The organism is Rhizobium sp. SG570 (assembly GCF_012275345.1).
GTDB lineage: Bacteria > Pseudomonadota > Alphaproteobacteria > Rhizobiales > Rhizobiaceae > Rhizobium > Rhizobium lusitanum.
Genome location: NZ_JAAZQI010000022.1, coordinates 68,993 through 90,257, shown reverse-complemented (window position 1 = coordinate 90,257; position 21,265 = coordinate 68,993). Strand labels below are relative to the sequence as shown.

At 59.4% G+C, this 21,265-nt stretch carries 19 protein-coding genes and 2 pseudogenes; 12 read left to right on the top strand and 9 right to left on the bottom strand.

Going from position 1 to position 21,265, the window contains the following annotated elements:
* Positions 1–112: 112 nt before the first annotated feature.
* The 8 genes from FHT28_RS30710 to FHT28_RS30675 all read right to left on the bottom strand — a co-directional run bounded on the left by FHT28_RS30710 (position 113) and on the right by FHT28_RS30675 (position 8,356).
* Positions 113–1,714: a bifunctional 3-(3-hydroxy-phenyl)propionate/3-hydroxycinnamic acid hydroxylase gene (locus FHT28_RS30710; protein WP_168598272.1), complete on the bottom strand. Its 1,602-nt coding sequence runs from the start codon at positions 1,712–1,714 to the stop codon at positions 113–115.
* A gap of 16 nt (positions 1,715–1,730) precedes the next feature.
* Positions 1,731–2,309, bottom strand: a complete 579-nt coding sequence (locus FHT28_RS30705; protein WP_168598271.1) for a cupin domain-containing protein — start codon at positions 2,307–2,309, stop codon at positions 1,731–1,733.
* Between the two features lie 205 nt (positions 2,310–2,514).
* Complete coding sequence (locus tag FHT28_RS30700) at positions 2,515–3,873, bottom strand: MFS transporter (protein WP_168598270.1); 1,359 nt, start codon at positions 3,871–3,873, stop codon at positions 2,515–2,517.
* Between the two features lie 96 nt (positions 3,874–3,969).
* Complete coding sequence (locus tag FHT28_RS30695; protein WP_168598269.1) at positions 3,970–4,890, bottom strand: VOC family protein; 921 nt, start codon at positions 4,888–4,890, stop codon at positions 3,970–3,972.
* Between the two features lie 61 nt (positions 4,891–4,951).
* Positions 4,952–5,332 (bottom strand): cupin domain-containing protein, encoded by a 381-nt coding sequence (locus FHT28_RS30690; RefSeq protein ID WP_168598268.1) that lies wholly within the window; start codon positions 5,330–5,332, stop codon positions 4,952–4,954.
* A 16-nt stretch (positions 5,333–5,348) separates the two neighbouring features.
* Positions 5,349–6,293 (bottom strand): hypothetical protein, encoded by a 945-nt coding sequence (locus FHT28_RS30685; protein ID WP_168598267.1) that lies wholly within the window; start codon positions 6,291–6,293, stop codon positions 5,349–5,351.
* A gap of 111 nt (positions 6,294–6,404) precedes the next feature.
* Positions 6,405–7,328, bottom strand: a complete 924-nt coding sequence (locus FHT28_RS30680; protein ID WP_168598266.1) for a LysR family transcriptional regulator — start codon at positions 7,326–7,328, stop codon at positions 6,405–6,407.
* A gap of 110 nt (positions 7,329–7,438) precedes the next feature.
* Positions 7,439–8,356, bottom strand: a complete 918-nt coding sequence (locus FHT28_RS30675; protein WP_168598265.1) for a LysR family transcriptional regulator — start codon at positions 8,354–8,356, stop codon at positions 7,439–7,441.
* Positions 8,357–8,490: 134 nt separating this feature from the next.
* On the opposite strand from FHT28_RS30675, the gene FHT28_RS30670 reads away from it, so the two are divergent.
* The 7 genes and pseudogenes from FHT28_RS30670 to FHT28_RS30640 all read left to right on the top strand — a co-directional run bounded on the left by FHT28_RS30670 (position 8,491) and on the right by FHT28_RS30640 (position 15,496).
* Positions 8,491–9,417, top strand: coding sequence for an ABC transporter substrate-binding protein (locus tag FHT28_RS30670; protein ID WP_168598264.1), 927 nt, complete (start codon positions 8,491–8,493; stop codon positions 9,415–9,417).
* A 62-nt stretch (positions 9,418–9,479) separates the two neighbouring features.
* The gene (locus FHT28_RS30665; protein WP_168598263.1) at positions 9,480–11,225 is read left to right on the top strand and encodes a thiamine pyrophosphate-binding protein; all 1,746 of its coding nucleotides are present in this window, start codon (positions 9,480–9,482) and stop codon (positions 11,223–11,225) included.
* 1 nt (position 11,226) lies between these two features.
* Complete coding sequence (locus FHT28_RS30660) at positions 11,227–12,051, top strand: ABC transporter ATP-binding protein (RefSeq protein ID WP_168598262.1); 825 nt, start codon at positions 11,227–11,229, stop codon at positions 12,049–12,051.
* Positions 12,048–12,824, top strand: coding sequence for an ABC transporter permease subunit (locus FHT28_RS30655; RefSeq protein ID WP_168598261.1), 777 nt, complete (start codon positions 12,048–12,050; stop codon positions 12,822–12,824). Before FHT28_RS30660 ends, FHT28_RS30655 begins: the two co-directional genes overlap by 4 nt.
* The gene (locus tag FHT28_RS30650) at positions 12,821–13,588 is read left to right on the top strand and encodes an ABC transporter permease (protein WP_168598260.1); all 768 of its coding nucleotides are present in this window, start codon (positions 12,821–12,823) and stop codon (positions 13,586–13,588) included. The genes FHT28_RS30655 and FHT28_RS30650 overlap by 4 nt, the downstream gene beginning before the upstream one ends.
* A gap of 31 nt (positions 13,589–13,619) precedes the next feature.
* Complete coding sequence (locus FHT28_RS30645) at positions 13,620–14,054, top strand: heme-binding protein (protein ID WP_168598259.1); 435 nt, start codon at positions 13,620–13,622, stop codon at positions 14,052–14,054.
* Positions 14,055–14,084: 30 nt separating this feature from the next.
* Positions 14,085–15,496 (top strand): annotated as a pseudogene (locus tag FHT28_RS30640) (aldehyde dehydrogenase).
* Between the two features lie 5 nt (positions 15,497–15,501).
* On the opposite strand, the gene FHT28_RS30635 reads toward FHT28_RS30640, so the two are convergent.
* On the bottom strand, positions 15,502–16,221 hold the full coding sequence (locus FHT28_RS30635; protein ID WP_168598258.1) for a GntR family transcriptional regulator: 720 nt from the start codon (positions 16,219–16,221) through the stop codon (positions 15,502–15,504).
* Between the two features lie 125 nt (positions 16,222–16,346).
* On the opposite strand from FHT28_RS30635, the gene FHT28_RS36515 reads away from it, so the two are divergent.
* The 5 genes and pseudogenes from FHT28_RS36515 (at position 16,347) to FHT28_RS30615 (ending at position 21,259) form a co-directional block, all read left to right on the top strand.
* Positions 16,347–17,012: an amidohydrolase family protein gene (locus FHT28_RS36515; protein WP_348645043.1), complete on the top strand. Its 666-nt coding sequence runs from the start codon at positions 16,347–16,349 to the stop codon at positions 17,010–17,012.
* Positions 16,967–17,389, top strand: a pseudogene (locus FHT28_RS36510) (amidohydrolase family protein); the annotation flags it as partial. The gene FHT28_RS36515 and the pseudogene FHT28_RS36510, both read left to right, overlap by 46 nt.
* Positions 17,390–17,393: 4 nt before the next feature.
* Positions 17,394–18,287: a VOC family protein gene (locus tag FHT28_RS30625; RefSeq protein ID WP_168598257.1), complete on the top strand. Its 894-nt coding sequence runs from the start codon at positions 17,394–17,396 to the stop codon at positions 18,285–18,287.
* Between the two features lie 31 nt (positions 18,288–18,318).
* Positions 18,319–19,896 carry a bifunctional 3-(3-hydroxy-phenyl)propionate/3-hydroxycinnamic acid hydroxylase gene (locus FHT28_RS30620; RefSeq protein WP_168598256.1) on the top strand — a complete coding sequence of 526 codons (1,578 nt, stop codon included), beginning with the start codon at positions 18,319–18,321 and terminating at the stop codon, positions 19,894–19,896.
* Between the two features lie 52 nt (positions 19,897–19,948).
* Positions 19,949–21,259, top strand: a complete 1,311-nt coding sequence (locus tag FHT28_RS30615; protein ID WP_168598255.1) for an MFS transporter — start codon at positions 19,949–19,951, stop codon at positions 21,257–21,259.
* Positions 21,260–21,265 lie beyond the last annotated feature (6 nt).

The following is a 21,265-nucleotide window of genomic DNA, read 5'->3' as shown; positions in this document are numbered from 1 at the left end:
TTATGACCAAAATGGAAATTTGCAACAGAGCCGCATTTTCCTCTTCGACATTTCCTCTTCCGCGCTGCATGTGACAAAGAAAACTTCGCAGTGTCCCGTTTGGCATTTAATCTTAAGCCACCCGCTCCATGGTGACCGATTGGGGAATGACGCGCCGCAAACGGGCGGTCAAATCGCGGAGATGGCGTTCGATGCTCTCTTCGCTCGTGGCGACCGAATAGACATAGTGGTCCGGTCGGACGATCGCCGCGCTTGTCTTACGTTGTTCGAACCACCGGCCGAGAATACCGCTGTCTTCGACCAAAGGTATGATTTGGCCATTAGAGGGAACATCGATGGACCCCAGATACAGTACGGTCATTCCGAGCTGGCGGGCCTTATCGGCGAGAGAGGGCGAAAGCGCGCCGCAGCGACGGGCATCGACGATCATCCGCCACCCGCCGCCGCAGATGGTGTCAAGCAGTCCTTCTCTGCCGCAAGACATCACTTTCGGCTGCGGAAAGAGCTCGCCGGTTCCGGCACCGCTCGTCGAATCGATGAGGCCTTGACGGATTGGCGGGATGATCGACTGGCGAAAGAGCGTCCTCGGCAATCCATCGCTTTCCAGCAGGATACGCTCGTCGCGGCGTATTGCGGCTTCCGGATCGCGTTCACACAGAACCGCACCGATCTCCTTGATCTTCAAGATCAGTTCGCGAACGTGTTCACGACGCTCCTCGCCGTAGGTGTCGAGAAGCTCCGACGGGGCATTGTCTTTTAGGGCTGCCTCGATCTTCCAGCAGAGGTTGGCGACGTCACGCATCCCCTGACACATACCCTGACCAAGGATCGGTGGCTGCTGGTGCGCGGCGTCACCGGCCAGGAAGAAGCGCCCTTCTTGCCATTGTTGGGCGACCAGGGCATGAAACCGGTAGGCGGCCGAGCGCCAGATCGTCGCATCGTCCGGCGTGATCCAACGGTCCAAGAATTTCCATACCCATTCCTGCTTCTCGAGATCGCGCGGGTTTTCATCCTCCCGCAACATGATCTCCCAGCGCCGGTGGTTCTGGGGGCCGACGATGTAGGCCACCGGACGCTCGGGATTGCAGAAATGCGACGAGTTGACTGGAACGCGATCGAGCTTGTCCGGATTGACAAGAACGTCGACCACTACCCAAGGTTCATCGAAATTCAAATCTTCCAGCGTCAAGCCGAGCCGCGCACGGCTCTCGCTGGAGGCGCCGTCGCAGGCGATTGCGTAGTCTGCCGAGACGCTTCGTTCGGTCCCGTCTGGCTCCCGCAACGAAACGACGGCCTTGTCCGATACATTCGAAACGGCAGTGACTTCGGTTCCTAGTGCGACCGATACTGTCGGCCATTGCGCCGCATGGGCTCGCAGCGCTTTTTCTACGGAGGGCTGGGTGAAGACCATGGTCGGCGTATAGCCGAGCGGATAGGGTGCGCCGACCATGCCGACGCGGCGCAAAAGCTGTCCGGATGCTCCGAAATGCTCCGAAAGATCGAAGGGGGCGACATAACCCTCGATGTCCTCGCGGAGGCCGATATTATCGAACAGCCGCATGATTTCATGGTCGAGAGCGATCGCGCGGGGCTTGTCATAGACCTCGGTGGTGCGATCGACGCACAGCGTTGCAATTCCAGCCTTGCCAAGAAGATTGGCGGCCATGGCTCCAGAGGGGCCGAAGCCAATGATGATGACCTGATAGTCGTTCATTCTCATCTCTTTGATTTCAGTTGTTGAGATCGATGGAGTAGGCGCCTCGGGTGCCGGCTGGCACTTCCGGAACATTGATCGTGAGCAGGATCGTCGGGCCTGCGCCATCGTTGGAATTGCTATGGATCAGCCCGGCGGGAAAGACGACGATATCGCCTTCGCTCATCCGGCTAGTATCGAAGCCCAGACGCACGGACAGCTGTCCATGCATGACGTAATAGAACTGATCAAACGGATGGACATGCAATCCCATTCCACTGCCAGGGTGAACGAGCGAAACGAAAGCTTTGATGCTTTCGGAGCCCATCTTGCGATCGATAAGTGTTTGGGTATCGAAAGCCCTGCCTTCGGCAGCATGAGCGGTATGAACCGAGAATGCACTTTCATCGACGCGACCCTTCAGGGTGGCGAGTGCCTTTGTGGTAGCGGGTGAGGGCAAGTCGTGCGAAACCGGCGCATGGATGTCGAGCAGCCGGGCCGCACTGTCTGTTCCCATCATGACGATTGCGCGTGACCTCGGTACGAACAGGTAGTCGCCTGCTTCTAGCCGAACGACGTCGGCATTTTCCTTGAGCGAGACCTCCCCCTGAATCATGTAAATCAGCCTTTCCTCGTTCGAGGAGTTCAGGTCGATAGGCGAAGTCGCTGCCGAGAGAAGGACGTCGTCGATGCGACATGTTCCGGTCGCGCTCAGCGAGTCGAAGACGGACGTCCGGCCCTCTGGCGCGTCTTCCCCGTCAATGTCCGGTTTCAATTTTTGAACATACCGCATCGCCAAACTTCCCTGTTAGACTTCCCTGTTAGATATGAGTGGCAGCTATTCCGCTGACGTTTGTCGTCTGTTTGCGGTTGAGCGAGCCCACAATCACGACGGCGATCGTCAGGATGATCGCCGGCACGATCGGCAGCATCAGGATGTCATGGGCCGCCCATCCGCCGGATACCATCAGCCATCCGATGAAGGACGGCGAGAACGAGGATCCAAGCCGACCCACCCCGCTAGCCCAGCCAAGGCCGGTCGAACGGCTGGCCGTCGGATAGGCATCCGTCGTCAGGGCGTTGATGACGCCAAGGCCACCCATGATCGTCCAGCCGGTGACGAAGGAGCTGAACAGCAGAAGCATCTGCATATCGCGCGACGAAGCGAGAGCGATCATTCCCGGAATGATGACCAGAAAGTTGATGGCGGAGACCTTGTAGACGCCCCATCTTGCCGCCATCGGTCCGAGGACGATGGATCCAACCATGCCGCCGAGGTTGAAGACAGTCGATGCATAGGTCGCCATCGCCGGTGAGAAACCGAATTCCCGCACCAGGGTCGGTAGCCACTGGAACAGCAGATACATGGTCGACAGAATCAGGATGTAGCTCACCCACAGGATGATGGTCGTCAATGACATCCCACCTGCGAAGAGTTCGCGGAAAGTGCCAGTGGTGGGCCGTTCGCTGACCATCCAGCGCGCATTCTGCGGTATATCAGCCGCGGGTGAGATCCGCTTGAGAAGCCGATAGACATCAGGATGGGTCGGGTTGCGGGCGATCAGGAAGCGGATGGATTCCGGCAGGAGGATAATTGCGACGATCAGCGCGACGATCGTCACACCGCCCGCGACCATGAAGAGCGACCTCCAGCCGAGCGCAGGCTCGATGAAGGAAGCCAGAATACCGCCGAGCATTGCGCCTGCGGCGATACCGCCACTCACCACCAAGACGCCAGTCTGTCTGTGCTTGTTGGGCGAATATTCCGATACCAGAGCGCAAATGTTCGGAAGCAGCCCGCCAATGCCGATGCCCGCCAGAAAGCGAAACAGGATCAGCATGTTCAAGCCCTGCACATAATGGATGGCGAGGGTGAAGATGCCAAAGAAGGCCGTGCATGCGAGCGTTGCGGGACGCCGTCCCCACTTGTCGCCAGCCGGTCCGAGGACCATTGCTCCGACGGTCAAACCGATCAGCGTTGCCGTAAAAACGGATGCAAGATCGGTCTTTGGTATTTGCAATTCGGCTGACAGTGCCGGGGCGACGAGGCCCAGTGTTACGTTGTCGATGCCGTCGAGCATCGCAAGCAGCACCGCCAGCACAAATACGGCGACGCGGTATCCTCCTACAGGCATTTGGCCGAGCACCTGCTCGACATCCACTCTCGTCTGGGTATTCATATCCAGTCCCTCCTCCACAGATGGTAACTTGGTTCAATCAGGCATTTTCGGTGTTTGACGCAGGCAGCCGCTCCCCCTCCGAAACGGATTGAATCGCTAGTTCTTTATTTTCGCATCGTATTTTTCCGCGAACCGGTTTCCACTTCTCGGTGCGATGCGGTAGGCATCCTTCGCAAAGGCATAGAGATCCTGAAGACGCTTCCAGCGGGCGGTGTGTGGCGGTGTCACGCCCCAATGATCCAGCCGACCAGGTGGCCAGGCCCAGTATTCCGGGCCGTGGTACTCGTAACTATCGTCAATCTGATCGACGTCGGATGTGTATTCCAAAGGCCATTCCTCAGGCCCTGCGAAATAGGCGAAGGTGTTGTGCGCACATCCATGTCGACCGGGGCCCCACTCGATCGGGTAGCCTGCGTCGATCATTCGACCGGCGCCGCGCATCACCGCATCGAGATCCTTCATTTCGAAGGAGAGATGGTTGAGAGTGCGCCACGGCGCCCCGCAGACCACGATCGAACTGTGGTCCGGGCTGGCGCAATTCAGGAATATTTGCCGACCGGCCCGATCGCTGACGCGAAAGCCGAGGGCATCGACGAGAAAGGAAACAAGGCTTTCCGGTTGCGGGTCGTTGAAGTTGATATGGGCGATCTTGATGGGATGATCACTCGAGTCGAAACCAGACTTGTGACGGATATCGTCCGTCACCACTGCGAACGCCCTACCTTCGGGATCCTCGAAACCGAAGCCGTATCCACCGCCGACGCGATCCAGAAGGTCGGGATCTTCGACAGCAACACCTGTCGCCGCGACACGGGCGTGCAAGGCATCGACCATATCGCGATTTGCGGCATCCATCACGGTCCGACGAACGGCACCGGGGCCCTTAGCGGGGTGGATTGCCAGGATGTGATGTGCGTCGCATGTGCCGCGCAGATAAATGCTTCCATGATCGCGCGCGACGACCCGGAGCTTCCACACGTCGACATAGAACCGGGCTGCGCGCTCCGGGTCTGCCATCTCTATCTCGACGCTCTGGACACTCTTTACCGATATTCTCACCACTTGCTCTCCCACGGCATCACTTCGAGAAATCGTCGTCCTGATAGGCAACGATGTTGAGGTAGTCCTCGCGGGCCGGACCGAAGATATCGACGTTGATGGCCACTCCATCTTCGGGAGACGGCGGATCGACATAGTGGATGTGATGGGGCGGAATGCGGATCACCGTTCCCGGTTTGCAGTCGAAGGTTTGTTCCTCGACATGCAACGTGACACGACCCTGGATCACCATGAAAATCTGGTCGAACGGATGGCTGTGCGGCGAGCCCTTGCAGCCGGGCTGCAGGTAGTTATAGGTCACCATGACGCCATCGCTGCGGAAGCCACGCTGGATGATGCCGGGCTTGAGTTCACGCTCAGGGATGTCGTCCCAATTATAGGCTTTAATCGGTTTCTTCATGGCAATCTCCACTGCATCAGGACTCACACGCCAAAGCCACGTCGGCATGGAGTTTTAGAAAATCGGCGATCACGGCGGGTTCGCGGGCGGCAAATCCGCTGCGCGCAGCAAGCGCGAATTCCGGGAAGCCTGTCCGGGCAAGCGCGATGCGGCGCATCGCGCCTTCCACTCCGTCCGACAGGTGGATCAGGCCGAGGCAGAGCTTGCTCTCTGACCGCAAAGCAAGGCGCCGCAGGGGTGCGAAGAAGCTCTCGTCGGACACCACGAGCGGAACCGGGATGTGCACGAGATCGATCCGCCTGACGCACCGCTCCTGCAGGCGGTTTGACAACTCTGCCATATCCGTAAAATGCATCGGTTGGATCTTGAAGCCCGCACCGTCCCGGCAATTCATATGCACCGCGACCGGAATGGTTTCCGGCACGGCATCGATGATATTTGTAACGGAATCCAAAAGAGCGTCTGCAAGCGCACTATCTGCAGCATCGCTTTCCGCAGCTTCGGCAAGGTCGGCAAAAGGCAGCTTGATCTGGACCGCCAGGTCTGTAGCAGACGAGGGGATGTCCGTTACGACCCGCTTGATCTCGTTCATCAGCCATGCGGCGTAGGCCGCGTCCGCGTCCGGTTGCACCCGATCTCCAGGTTTGGCGAAACGCGATATCTGGAACGCAGCCAGGATGCTAAGAGAGGCGCGGACGCCAGCCGGCAGCGCGACGGCCTCCTTCAAAGCGTTGAGGGCCTCAAGAGATGCTCGGGCATGGTGCGAGAGCCCCGTTGCCCGGTCGGCTCCAGCCAGCCATGTCCTGATGTCCTCACCGTCCACGATACCCGTATCGGGATAGTAGAGAAGGCGGTTACCGAGCTGCGCGTGACATAGCTCGTAAATGTCGCACTCAGTGTGTCGCGGAAAATCGCCTACGAGATGGATACGGGTAGATTGGGGTAACCTGTCGAGTGCCATGGTTCCTCCCGGGCTCTTCAGATTTTCCGAAAGAGTGCGGGAGGTCAGATATTATGTAAAATATGCATTTATACAATGTATATAGCTTTCAACTATATAAATTGCCGCCGGTCACTTAAGATCAGCGCCGATAAGCTTGGCGATCTCGATGAAGCGCTTTGCAACCGGACTGGGCTCACGGGAATTCAAGCGATGGATCCCAAAGACGCGCGGTGTCATGTGCTCGGTCAGCGGAACAGTCACGAGAGATCCTTCGGCAAGTTCCGCTCTCACAATCTGATCGGAGAGGATAGTGACGCCATCGGTCTGCTTGACGATTTCTTTCAGAACGCCGAACGGTGCGGCCTCAATGAGATTTTGCGGGACGGGAATACCGGTGACCGTGAAGCTGGAATCGATCAGCGTGCGAATAATGCTTCCGCGCGGCGGCAAGACCCACAGGGCATGTTGCAGATCGCGCAGCGACAACGTCCTCTCCGAAGCAAAAGGGTGGCCTCTTCGAACCACAGCAGAGGTTTTTGCCGAGAATAGCGGTTCGCTGGCGACGAGTCCGACGCCGTTTGCTTCAAGGACTTCCGCCCGCATCGAAGAGATCACCACGTCGATCTCGTTTTTAAGAAGGCCCCTGATCAGGTCTTCGTCATACGCCTCCACGACGTCGCATCGGATCGGCATGAAATCGGGCACCAGCTTTGACAGGATCTCAGGAATGATGCTTGCCGTCGCCAGGGGCGTTCCGCCTACGACCATCGGACCGCTGAAGCCGAGCGACGACAGGCGGACCTCCGCCAGGGCATTTTCCAGCGCATTGTCCAGACCCTCGGCATGCCGAACCAGTATCTGCCCCGCCTTGGTCAAGGAAGCGCCGTGCCGTCCCCGAACCATCAGCTTTTCACCGACAACATCCTCCATCCGCGAAATGCTGACGGAAAGGGAAGGTTGGGCGATATTCAGGGCCTTTGCGGCAGCCAGCAGGGACCCGGTCTCCGCAACGACCTGAAGATATTTCAAATGTCGTGGATTCAAGCCTGTCATATTGGGCATCCCGATGGAATTGATATCTGCGACTGGGCCAGCCGATCGGTTGAAAGCTATTGCAGGTTTAACCGCTGCGACGAACCTGCCCTACCAGATTTCGTCGCGGGTTACTGTCCCATATAAGTCGCGTTCCAACGGCCGGATCTAATGTTTTCCTTTGCCGACATCTGCAGCATTTCTATGAAGCGTTTTGCTGCAAGTGTCCGCCCCGCGTTTTGTAGCAGTGCAATAAGCCAAGTAATTTCCAAGTTCTCAACTGGTGCATAGTCCAAGTGACTCAAGGGTGAGTTTATCAAGGCGCAATATGGCAGCAGAGTAAAGCCAACGCCAAGCCGGATGAGATCGGCGACAGGAGCGTATTCCGTTTCGACAGCGACCCTGGGCCTGCGGCCGATACGCCCGAGTTCACCATCAATCAACATCCTCAACCCATCAGGCCGTGGCGTCAAAATAAGAGGCCTGTCTGCGACCGAATTCAAAGTAATAGCTTGCTCCGTAGAGAGACCACTATCCTTGGGGCCTACCAGAAACAATTGCTCCTTCAGTAAGGGTTCGATGTGAAGCTCCGGTTCGGACAAGGGCGCCGCCAAGATGCCGACATCGATTTCATGAAAGAAAAGAGCCTCCCTCAGATGAAACGAATGAGCGCCTCGGACCCGAAGCGCCACGTGAGGGAAATTTTTGACATAGCTCGAGACCAACTCGCCAATCAGAATATGTCCCATGAACGGAGGAGCGCCAAAGGCCAATCGTCCAAACGGCGTATTGCTTGCGTGCGTCACCTCCTCCGGAACCCTGCCAATCTCATCGAGGATAGATTCTGCTCTGGCTCGGAATATCTCGCCGGCCGGCGTTAACACCAGGCCACGTCCTGTACGGTGAAACAGCTTTGCACCGAGTTCCTGCTCCAACGCTGTAATCTGTCGACTGAGTGCCGGTTGAGACATGTCGAGTTTTTCGGCGACGCGCGAAAGATTCCCGAATTCGGCGGCTTTCAGGAAGTATTCCCATCTTCGAAGGTTCATTGCCTCCTCCCAGCTGCGACCTGATATGCCTTTAAAGTTATAGCTGAACTGCCGTTCTGTCTATTGATGTGAGGCGACGCAGTTGGAATAGTCGCGATGGGTTGAGGAGCCCGCCTATCGTGAGGAGGTTATTTATGCTTAAGCGCGCAATTCTCATAGCCAGCGTCGTTACCGCGAGTGTGGTACCATCACTGGCCGGAACCAACATAACCTTTGGATCTCCGCCGATTGCTGAGGTCGAAGCGGTGTTTGTTGCGAAAGAGCTAGGCGTCTTCGACAAGAAGGGCCTCAATGTTGAGGTCTTGCCGAGCACCTCGAACCAGGCAATGGTTGCCGGTTTAGTGTCAGGATCGCATCAGATTGCCGCGATCTCGCCAACAGTTCTGCTGCAGGCGATCGATACGGGAATGGATCTTGTCGTCGTTGGCACCTGTGGCGTCACATCCGCACGCACGGCGAAAAACATGGGGCTCGCAGTCCGCGGCGGCGTCGATATATCGAAGCCGGAAGACCTTTTGGGAAAGAAAATTGGTGCTCCAGGGACCAATGGCACGATCGACGTCCTGTTCAAGCAGTGGCTCAAACTTAAGAATATCCCGGATACGAAGCTAACCTTCATCGAAGTTCCTATTCCCAACACCGCGGACGTGTTGAAGGGTGGTACGATCGATGCGATCATCGCCGGCGAGCCTTCGCTCGGGCGGGCGGTTAGCCAGTCGAACGGCAAGGTCGCATTTCATTACATGTCAGAGCTTCCTGAGAACCTGCCTTACACGACGTTTGCGACAACCCGGGAGTGGGCAAGGTCGAATCCGGACGCAATAAAGGCTTTTCAGGCAGGTCTGGCCGAAGGGGCTGCGTTCGTGAAGGCCAACCCCGACAAAACCCGCGAGATACTCTCGAAGTACACCAAGCTGCCTGTCGAGGTGCTCAACAAGTTCGAACTGCCCGAGTGCGAGACGGTACCGACCAAGCAAGGTCTCGACTTCTTTGATAAGGCAATGCGTGAAGAGGGCCTCTTGACCGGCAATATCGATACTGCCGGTCTGATCGTACCCTGAGCCGAAGCGGCCGGGGTGCATCAAGGCTCCCCGGCCATGTTCCCAGTTTTACAGGTGATATCATGGTCCAGATGACCGGCGCGGAAGCGCTGACCCGTTTGCTCGTTCCAGAAGCCGTTCCGTTCGTTTTCGGCATCGCCGGCGGCAAGTTGAACCCACTTCTTCATGCGATCTCTCGCGAACCGTCGATCCGTTATCTCGGTGTGCGCCATGAGGCATGCGGACCTTTGATGGGGGCTGCCATCGCGGCGGCCAGCGGACGAATCTGCTTGGCGCTCGGCGAAATGGGGCCGGGGTCTTCCAATCTCATCGGCGGTCTCGGCACGGCTTTCAACAACAACCTGCCGCTTCTGCTGGTCACGTCAAACAACCATCATGCCGCGTCCTATCCCAATCGCGGCATGTTCATGGATCTTGATACTCACGCGCTGCTGAAGCCGCTCACCAAGTGGAGTGCTGTCGTGCATGATGGACGCCGTTTGCCGGATCTCGTGCGCGATGCCTTCCGGCAGGCGCTGACCGGGCGACGTGGGCCAGTTCATCTCGATGTGCCACAGGAGATTTTCGCCGCCAAGTTCGACTTCGAGGAGGAAGCTCTTTCTCTTCCGCCGGAGGCTTACCGCGCTGTCGAAGGCCCCAGAGCCTCCGCCGCTCAGATCACCCGCGCGGCGGAGATGCTGGCTGAAGCGCAACGTCCGGTTCTAGTAGCAGGCGGCGGCGTCGTCTCGGCGAATGGCGGCGACCTGTTCCGCGAACTCATTGGCGTGATGAAGGCCCCAGCGCTTGCCACCCAGATGGGCATCGGAACGGTTCCGTCGGATTCGCCCTTCTTCATCGGCCACGGCGGCATTATTGGCGGGGATGCAATTCCGGCTGCGCTGGCCGAGGCGGACGTCATTCTGGCCGCCGGCTGCCGCTTCTCCTCTTGGCTCTGGGACGATGGCGGCGCGCTTGCAAAGGGTTGCGCCCAGCTCATCAACATCAACATCGATCCGATGAACCTCGGCGCGAACGCTCCCCATGCGCTCGGCATTTGGGCGGATGCAAGAAGTGCGATGGCCGATCTTATCGTGGCCCTTAAGGATCGCGCCGTTCCCGACCGGTCGAAATGGCTCGCGCGGCTGCGGGGTATCTATGCCAGCTATCGCGGCAAGCTCGACCGCATGAACGAGGACGACGGAACGATCATGCATCCGGCCCGCCTCGCCGCGGCACTTGGAAAGCTTCTGCCGACGAATTCGCTGGTTGCCTATGACGGCGGTCATACGTCCTTCTGGAGCAACGATTTGACGCCAGCGACTATCGAGCGAACCCGCTTCCATGAACCAGGCATGTGCCAGCTCGGTTTCGGCACTCCCTATGCAGTGGCGCTCAAGCTCCTCCATCCAGAGCGGCCGGTCTTCAACATCTGCGGCGACGGCGCCTTCGGCTTCACACTTTCCGAACTGGATACGGCAAGGCGCTATGGGCTGCCGATTATCAACATCATCCATAACAATGCCTCCTGGGGAGTCATCAAGATGGGGCAGCGCAAGACCTACGATTTCTCGTTTGGCACCGATCTCGACGGCGTGGACTATGCCGATGTGGCCCGCGGCTTCGGTTGCCATGGGGAGCGAGTAACGACTGTGGATGAGATCGGTCCTGCACTGGAACGTGCTATCGCCTCCGGTCTGCCGGCGGTTATAGATTGCCACGTGCGTTTCGAGGCTCATCCAAGCATGCCCTATTTCGCGAAAATGAATGCTTACGGCTTTCAGACGGGGGTTGGCGGCGGGCCGCATGCAGCTCTGGTGAAAGGAGCATAACGTGGTTGTGACGCAGCTTTCCACCCAATCGCGGTACGACGAGGGCAACTCCCCTCCGGCCTCCAGCCAAGCGCGAATTCGTGTTCGCGACGTCACGCTTTCCTATGGCTCACTGCAGATCATCGGTGGCATCAGTATCGATATCGCGCCGGGCGAGACCATTTGCGTTATCGGACCTTCCGGCTGCGGCAAGACGACGTTGCTACGCATGCTGGCCGGGCTTTCCCTGCCGACCTCCGGAAGCGTCGAACTTGACGGATCGGTTCTCGGCGGACCGAGCCGTTCCGTCGCGATCGTCTTCCAGGACTACGGAAAGGCGCTCCTGCCGTGGCGCACCGCAGCCGGCAATGTCTCGCTGGCGCTCGAAGCCCGCGGGTGCCCCGGCGCCGAGCGACCCGCGATCATTCGCGAATTGCTGGAGAAGATAGGCCTTGGCCGGCATGCCGATAAATATCCGGCGGAGATGTCCGGCGGCATGCAGCAGCGTCTGCAGATCGCCCGTTGTCTGGCGCAGGAGCCGAAGGTGCTCTTGATGGACGAACCGTTCGGCGCGCTGGACGCGATGACGCGGCAGGCGCTTCAGGACGAGGTTCTCGGGCTGGTGGCAACGACCGGCGCCACCATGGTCTTCGTCACCCATGATCTGGAAGAGGCGATCTATCTCGGCGATCGCATTATCTGCCTTCAGCCCAATCCTGGCCGCGTCGGGCGCGTGGTGGACGTTCGGCTGACGAGGCCGCGCGACCAGCTCCTGACCCGGGAGGATCCGGAATTCCTCCGTCTGCGTCGTGAGCTTTACGACCTCATCAAGGACGACCACCAATGAGGGCGGCAGGCCTCCTCAAAAATGGCTGGCGCGCGGCACTGTTGCCCGTCACGTTAATCGTTCTGGCTCAGGTCGCAGCAACCGTTACCCAACTGGAAAGCGATACTCTCGCCAGCCCATTCGATATCGCACGGGCCTTCGTTTCCGTCGTGGCCGACGGATCTCTGCTGATGGCAACGCTGGACACGCTGAAAGCTGCCGCGGCCGGCTGCATTCTGGGTGTCGGGGCGGGATCGCTGCTCGGTATCGTGCTCGGCCTTTCCCGCCTTGCCGATGATGCGCTCGATCTCACCGTTGAGTTGCTGCGGCCGGTCCCGGTCGTCGCGCTTATTCCGGTGGTCATGATGCTGCTGGGTTTCGGCGCGGAAATGGAGATCGTCATCATCGGACTGGGCCTGTTGTGGCCATCCGTCGTGTTGGCCCGGGCCGCGGTCAAGGAAGTAGAGCCGCGCCTGATGGAGGTTTCCGAAGTATTGCAACTCGGCTTCCTGGCCCGGCTGACGAAGATCGTGCTGCCCGCGATACTGCCGCAGCTCTTTATGTCGCTGAAGCTTGCGGCCGGCTACGCGCTAGTCGTGGCTGTAACGGTGGAGATTACCGCCAATCCCCTTGGTCTCGGTTATGGAATTATGATGGCGCAACAGGCGCTGCGGCCGGCTGAAATGTTCGCCTACCTGATATGGATCGGCGCCATCGGCTGGCTGATCAGCTTGCTGCTCAATTCCGCGCAGCGCGCCTTCTTTCCGGTCTTTGTGAAAGGAGAGGGCCGATGAAGCATTTTTCCCTTCGCAAGCTGTTCCTCGGCTGCGGCGCTCTAGCGCTTTTCATCTTGGCATGGAAGCTCGTTACCGACGCGAAACTCGTCTCGCCGATCTTTTTTCCCAGCCCGGAGCGGACTTATGCCGCTCTGGCGAAAGGTCTTTACGGCGGCGCGATGCTGTCGCAGACGCTGGAGACGATCCAGCGGATGCTGCTGGGCTGGTTGCTCGCCTCTTTCGTCGGTGTGTTTCTCGGCGCATTGATCGGCGTGTCCTGGCGCGCGCGGGCGTTCATTGCCCCGACGCTCGAGCTGCTCCGGCCATTGCCCGCTTCGGCCATGATTCCGATCGCTATCGCCTTTCTGGGTTTCTCCGACAACATGGTGCTGGTCGTGATCGCCTTCGGGGCGCTCTGGCCGATGCTGCTTGCGACGATCCACGGTTTCGCGGCCATGGAGCCCCGTCTCTATGAGGTGGGCGCGGTGCTTGGCCTCAACCGTGCCCAGGTGATCTGGAAGCTCGCCCTGCCAAGCGCCATGCCGATGATCCTTGCGAGCCTGAGGCTTGGCCTTAGCATCTCGCTCATTCTCGCCGTGGTCGGCGAAATGCTGGCGAGCCGCCACGGACTGGGACAGAGCATTCTGGCGGCAAGCCGCAGCTTCCAATCACCCGATCTGTTTGCCGGCATCGTCATCCTCGGTATGATCGGGCTTATCGGCAGCCGTTTGCTTTCCTTTGCCGAAAGACGTCTCCTGCGCTGGCAGGCCGTCAACCGTTAGTCTTCTTCCCTTACAACGATCGGAATCCGACATGTTCAAGCTCAACGACGCTTCCATCATCATTGATACCGCAATCGCTGAAGCGCGTGCCCGCTCGCTTGCTCCGCTCGCCGTGGCGGTGCTCGATGCAGGGGGACATCTGGTCGCCTACAAGCGTGAGGATGGTGCCGGCATCGTCCGCTTCGACATCGCCTATGGTAAGGCTTGGGGATCACTCGGCATGGGTTTCGGCACGCGTGAACTGACCGAGCGCGCTTCGAAAAATCCGGCCTTCATCACCGTGCTTGCATCGGTCAGCGCGGGGCGCATGGTGCCGTCGCCGGGCGGCGTTCTCATTCTCGACGAGGCAGGTAGCGTCATCGGCGCCGTCGGTATTTCGGGGGATATCGGAGACAATGACGAGCTGTGCGCCGTCGCCGGCATCGAGAAAGCCGGCTTCCGCGCAGCTCCGAAGCTCGTGGCTTGAAAGATTTCATACTGGCAGACGGACGCTGCAATGCAGCAGAATGTATCCACTTTCGGAAAACCAGGCTATTTCGTTCGCCTAAACCCCGTAACTGGCGAAATAGCCAGCACGGCGCAGGCAGCAACCGCTGTGGAGGCCAAAGCCGCTGCGGCCTTCCTGCCTGGTCCGACACTGGCCCGAATGCCAGACGGCAGCTGCTGCTGAAGGCATCGGAGGCACCGGCCTAGAAAAAAGACGAGTTCGTCGCGCTCATGCAGGCCGAGACCGGTTCGACCGCAAGCTGGGCTGGCTTCAACGGGATGCTTGCCGCAAGCATGATCGCCGAGGCGGCGTCGCTGACGATACAGATCAAGGGCGAGGGCATTCCCTCCGATAAACCGGTTGCCATGCCATGGCGGTGCGAGAAGCCGTCGGCGTCTGCCTGGGTATCGCGCCCTGGAATGCTCCGATCATCCTTGGCGTTCGTGCTATCGCCACCGCACTTGCCTGCGCCAACACAGTCGTGCTCAAGGCCTCGGAAAAATGCCCGGCGGTACATAGCCTGATCATCGAATGCTTTCAGTCGGCCGGCTTCCCGGAAGGCGTTGTCAATGTCGTCACCAACGCTCCGGAAGATGCAGCCGAAGTGGTCAATGCGCTTATCGACCACCCGGCGGTGCGCCGCATCAATTTCACCGGTTCGACCGGGGTCGGCAAGATGATGGCGCGTCGCGCGGCAGAACATCTGAAACCGGTCCTGCTGGAGCTTGGCGGTAAGGCGCCTGTGGTGATTCTCGACGATACCAATCTCGATGAAGCCGTTGCGGCCGCCGCCTTCGGCGCTTTCTTCAACCAGGGCCAGATCTGCATGTCGACGGAGCGCATCATGGTGGTTGACGCCGTTGCAGATGATTTCGTGAAAAATTCCAGGCCAAGGCTGCGAGGCTCGTCGCCGGCGATCCCGGCGAAGGCAAAGCGCCTCTCGGCGCGGTGATCGCAATGGAAACCATCGAGAAAGTGCAGGCGCTTGTTCAGGATGTCGTTTCGAAGGGCGCAAGTCTGGCGACCGGCGGAACAGCAGAGGTAGTCCTGATGTCGGCGACGGTGATCGATCGCGTCACCAAGGACATGCGCCTCTACGGTGAGGAAAGCTTTGGTCCGGTTGTTGCCGTCTTGCGGGCCCGCGACGAAGATCATGCCATCGAGCTAGCCAGTGACAGCGAATACGGCCTGTCGGCGTCGGTGTTTACCGGCGATGCCGCCCGTGTCCTGCGTGTCGCTCGCCGCATCAAGTCGGGCATCTGCCACGTCAACGGGCCGACCGTTCACGACGAAGCGCAGATGCCGTTCGGTGGCGTGAAGGGTCCGGCTATGGCCGTTTCGGTGGCCCGGCCGGCATAGCGGAGTTCACGGAGCTGCGCTGGATCACCGTCGAGACGCAGCCGGGGCATTACCCGATCTGATCCGGTCAGGCCGGCGGCGTCATGTCGCCGTCCTCGGTCGTTTCCAGATCGGCCCGAATGACTTCAGCAGTCTTCTCATAATGTCGCTGCAGAAGGCGCACGGCCTCTTCGCTATCGCGATCCAGGACCGCCTTCACAATATCCGCATGTTCCTGGCTCACCTTGCGCACCCTGAATGCCTTGCGGCTGGAGAGCGCACGATAACGGCCAAGCCGGTCTGCAAGCTGCTCACAGAAGCCGATCAGAGGACGCGATTGGCAGCCGCTGATGAGAATGGCGTGGAAAGCCTTGTGCAGGCGCTCCCATTCCGGGTTGCTTTCGAACCGCTCGGAATTGAGCGAGCGGGGGGCCCGATCCAGCCGGTGGTGGGCGACGATCAGGGCTTCCTCCCAAGCGGGGTCGGCATTGGCAATCGACTCGCGCAGAGCCAGGCCTTCTACCCAGCACCGGGTTTTTGTCAGTTCCCCCAGTTCTTCAAGACTGATCGGCTTTACGAAGAAACCACGCTGCTCCTTGCCGATGACGAGATCCTCGGTGGTGAGGCGGTTGAGCGCCTCCCGCAAAGGTGTTTGCCCGGCTTCATAGTGCTCCATCAAAAAACGAAGTTGCAACTTGCGGCCAGGTTCAAGGCTTGCCGACAAAATATCGCCCTTCAGCCGCTCGTAGACGCTCGTGGCAAGCGTTGCAGGGCTTTCCAGCCCCTTGTTCGGCGCATCGACGTTCATGTTAATCCCACCATTCAGATCAAATTTTCATACACACATCACACCAAAATAGCAAAATTTATAAATTATGCCTTTACGCATCGAATTTTGTATATTACTTGAGATGTCAGCACAGGAGGAGAGTTGTGGGCGAGGAAAAGGCAAAACGCTTCAGGAGCGGTTGTGGCTGCGACGGCATCGACGTTCATTGCCACGTTGTGCCATCGCGCTTTCCACTGCCGCGCGGCGGCTCCGCTATACGCGGCTGGCCGTCCATGGTTGTCTCTGGCGATTGCCATGCGACTGTCGTCATCGATGACAAGCCCTATCGTCAGGTGAGCGATGCCTGCTGGGTCGCCGAGCGGCGGCTCGAGGAAATGGATCGCGCCGGTATAGAGCTTCAGGCCCTTTCGCCCATGCCCGAGCTTTTCGGCTATTGGATCGAGACGGGCGCGGCCAACGATCTCGTGCGCCACGTCAACGACTCGATCGCTACCTTAGTAGCGGAAGGTCAGGGGCGTTTCGTCGGACTGGGCGGTCTGCCTATGCAGGATATCGATCTTGCCGTAACCGAGCTGCATCGCATCGTGAGTGAACTCGGCTTCCACGGTATCGAGATCGGCAGCAACATCAATGGTGTCGCGATTGGCGACCCGCGCTTCCACCCGCTCTTTGCGGAAGTAGAAAAGCTTGGTGCGGCGGTCTTCGTCCACGCAGTGCGGCCGGCCGGTGTGGATCGGCTCGTTGGGCCGTCGCCGCTTCAGCAGTACTTGGGTATCCTACAGACGTTGGGTTGGCGGCGGCTTCGGTGATCACCGGCGGACTGCTGCAGAAATTTCCGAAGCTTCGGATCGCCTTCAGCCATGGCGGGGGAACCTTTGCTTCGCTGTTGCCGCGCCTGGAGCAGGGCTATGCTGCATTTCCGGCAGTCAAGGACATCATGCCGGAAGCGCCCTCGGCGCAGGCGCGGCGCCTCTACGTGGACTCGCTCGTCTTCGATGCGGACACATTGCGACGTCTGGTTTCTGTCTTCGGCGAAGAGCGGGTGCTGCTTGGCACCGACTACCCCTTCAATTTTCGCGAGGAAGAGCCTGTTGCACGTATCGACGAGGCTTTCACCGATGTCGGACTGCGCGAACGCCTGACTTTCGCGAATGCGCGGGCTTTCCTCGCTCTGGATGAGGTTTGATCAGATGACCAATTTTCCTGTTTCCACTCTGCGTAGTGTCGAACTGGGTACGCCCGATCTCTCAGCTTCTGTCGATTTTTATACCCGCGTTTGGGGGTTGGATGTTGTGGCTGAAGCAGAGGACAAGGTTTTTCTGGCGGCGACGGGCGACGATTTTCACGTGTTGGAGCTGAAGCAAAGCGATCGCGCTGAACTACGCAAGATCACTTTCCGCGCACGGTCAGCAGAAGACCTGAAGTCGCTTTTCAGCAAGACCGTCGCAGCTGGTTGTGTCGTGTTGCGGGAGCTAGGGGCGGCCGATGCGCCGTCCGGCGGCGAACGCTTTGTCATTCGCGAACCGCAGGGTTCCGTGCTGGAATTCGTACATGGCGACCGCCAGAGGCAAGGGGCGATCGTTGCCAATCGGCCGTACCGCCTGGCGCATGTGAACATCAATAGTGCCCAGATCGAGGCGCTGACCGCTTTTTATCGCGATGTCCTCGGTTTCCGTCTGACCGACCGCTCAAAGCTTATGGCCTTTCTGTGCTGTAACGCCGATCACCATGCGGTGGTGCTTGCAGAGGCGCCTGCAAATGGACTGAACCACGTCGCCTTCCTGATGCCTGATCTGGAGTCGGTTATGCGCGGTTCCGGACAGGTCGTTGATCAGGGTTTCCCGATCGGTTGGGGCGTTGGCCGTCACGGGCCGGGCGACAATGTGTTTGCCTATTTCGTCGATCCGACCGGCGTGGTCATCGAATATACGGCCGAGGTCCTGCAGGTGGACGACAGCTATCGGGTGCGAGGACCGGAGGAATGGGGCTGGCCCCCCGGCCGGACCGATCATTGGGGCATCGCACCGCCAAAAAGTGACGCCTGCAAGAAGGCTCAGATTTCCATCGGATTTTCCGGCGCCTGACACCGCCGTTTCAGTTTGCAGAGGCTTTCCCGTGACGAACGACAACGATATTTCGAACCGCTATGACGTGCTGGTAGTGGGTTTCGGCCCAGCCGGCGCAGTTGCCGCCGGCATGCTCGGTGCGCGCGGACATTCCACACTGGTCGTTGACCGGCTAACCGGCATCTATGACAAGCCGCGCGCCATCGCCATCGATCACGAGATCCTGCGCCACTTCGACAATATGGGGATCGCCGACGAGGTTCTGCCTTACATCGCTCCGTTCACGGCCTCCCAGCACTTCGGCGCCGAGGGACAACTCATCCGCCGCATCGACATGGTGCCGGAACCCTATCCGCTGGGTTACACGCCAAGCATGGTATTTACCCAGCCGCCGGTCGAGGCTGTGATGCGGAAGCATGCCGAAAGCTTTGACAGCGTAACGGTCGAACTCGGCACGGAAATGGCCACTCTCGATCCGCAGGCGAACGAGGTCGTCGTAACGTTGAAGGACGCATCCGGCAAGATCCGCAAGGTTGCCGCAAAATACGTGATCGGTTGCGATGGCGCCTGGAGTCAGGTGCGTGAACAGTCCGGCATGAAACTGGAAGACCTGGTCTTCGACGAGCCGTGGCTGGTCGTAGACGTGCAGGTGCATGAGGACGCGCTCGGCAAGCTGCCGCAGACTTCGGCGCAGTTCTGCAATCCGGCGCGGCCTACGAGCTACATCATGGGCCCGAAGAACCACCGCCGCTGGGAGATCATGCTCTTGCCGGAGGAGGACCCGCGCGAAATGGAAAAGCCGGAAAACGTCTGGCGGCTGTTGTCGCCATGGCTGAAGCCTGAAGAGGGTGATCTCTGGCGCGCGGCCGCCTATCGTTTCCATGCCCTGGTAGCCGACGAATGGCGCCGCGGCCGCGTGCTAATCGCAGGCGACGCCGCGCACCAGCAGCCACCCTTCATCGGGCAAGGCATGTGCCAGGGTCTGCGTGACGTATCCAACCTTGTGTGGAGGCTAGACCGCATCCTCAAGGGACAGTCTTCCGATGCGCTGCTCGATACCTACACCGTTGAGCGAAAGCGGCATGTGCAGACGCTGACTGGCAAGATCAAGGCGATCGGCCAAACGATTTGCGAGCGCGATCCGGAAGCCGCGGCCGCGCGCGATGCCAAAATTCTAGCGGACGGCGGCGGCAAGCCGCTCACTATTACACGTCAGGAAATCGTCCCGCCCATTGAGGATGGATTGATCGCAAAAGAGGGCACTGCGGCACGGGGGCTGCTCTTCCCGCAGCCGGCGATCGTTGAAGGCGCTTCTCTGCGCCTGTTGGATAAGTTCACCGGACCAGAATGGCGGCTGATTCTCGACGGGCGTCGGGTCGGGGCAGGCGAGGGGGAAGCGCTAGCCAAATCGATCGATGGGATCTTGGTTAGGACCGTCGTGCCTCAAGGGGATGACGCCGCCGATCCGGAAGCGCTCCACGAAAAGGATGGTGTGCTTTCCGGCTGGTTCGACCGGCATAGCGTCATCGCCGCCCTTGTCCGTCCGGACCACTACGTGTTCGGAGCGGCAAGATCGGTCGCCGATCTCACTGAGCAGCTTTCGGAACTGCATCGGCGTCTCGCATGAGGCGCGGCGCGATCCGCACATGACATCTTGATACGGTTTTTGGGAGGGAAACATGACCGATCCAGCAATCCAGAAGAGCAGCCCGTGGCGTCCGTTTGCGGTGCTCATCCTGCTCTTCCTGTTTCAAACGCTGAACTTCTTCGACAAGCTCGTCTTCGGTCTGTCGGCGGTGCCGATGATGAAGGAACTGCAGATCACGCCGCAGCAGTTCGGTCTGATCGGCAGCAGCTTCTTTCTGCTGTTTTCGATCTCGGGCGTGCTTGTCGGCCTGTTCGTCATCGGTCGCGTGCCGATCAAGTGGATCCTGGTGGCCCTCGCGGCCATCTGGTCACTGACCCAGATCCCGATCTATTTCACCGGTTCCGTGACGGTTCTGGTGGTCTGCCGTATCCTTCTCGGTCTTGGCGAGGGACCTGGCCTGCCGACGGCGCTTCATGCAGCCCACAACTGGTTCAGCCCAGAGAAGCGTAGCGTTCCAAGCGCTGTTGTTCTGCAGGGCATCAGTGTCGGCCTGCTCGCGGGCGGCCCAATCCTTACCTACATCATTGTCCAGTATGGCTGGCGAACCGGCTTCCTGTTTTGCGGAGTGATCGGTATCTGCTGGGTTTTCGCCTGGATGTTCATCGGCGGAGAAGGCCCTTACGCGGCGAGCAACGAAAAGACCGCCGCAAGTCAGCCTTCCGAGACACCAATCCCAGCCCGCAAGCTGTGGCTCGATCCGACCGTCATCGGTGTCATCATCATGTCGACCATGTCCTACTGGATCGTCGGCATGTCCGCGACTTGGCTGCCGCCATTCCTGCAGCAAGGGCTGGGCTATAGCCAGGTGCAGACCGGCAGCGTGATTTCCGCGGTGTATATCTTCCAGTCGCCGCTTCTGCTGATTGGCTCGTGGATCGCGCAGCGTATGCTTCAGCGCGGTGTCAGCAAGCGTAAGACGCTCGGCAGCGCCTCGGGTTATGCCCTGCTCGTCAGCGGTCTCGCCCTGATCGGCTCCGTCCATGTCAGTGGCGTGTTCCAGCTTGTGCTGATTGCGATCGCCTTCGCCGCCCCGAGCCTCACCACCATCTATGGCCCGATCACGCTCGGTGCCGTCGCTCCGGCCGTTCAGCGCGGCAAGCTCATCGTGGTCATCTATTCCGCAAATGCCGTCTCGGCCCTCGCGTCGAATGCGATCACCGGCATGATCGTCCAGCAGGCAGGCCCCGAGCATCTGTCCAAAGGCTATGCGAACGCGATGATGTTCACCGCCGCAATCCTTATCATCGGTGCGATTTCTGCCTTCGCGCTGATCTTCCCGGACCGCACCATCCAGCGTTTCGGCGAACGCAGCCGTATTTCTGATCACATGCAGCGGGCCTGATGGCTC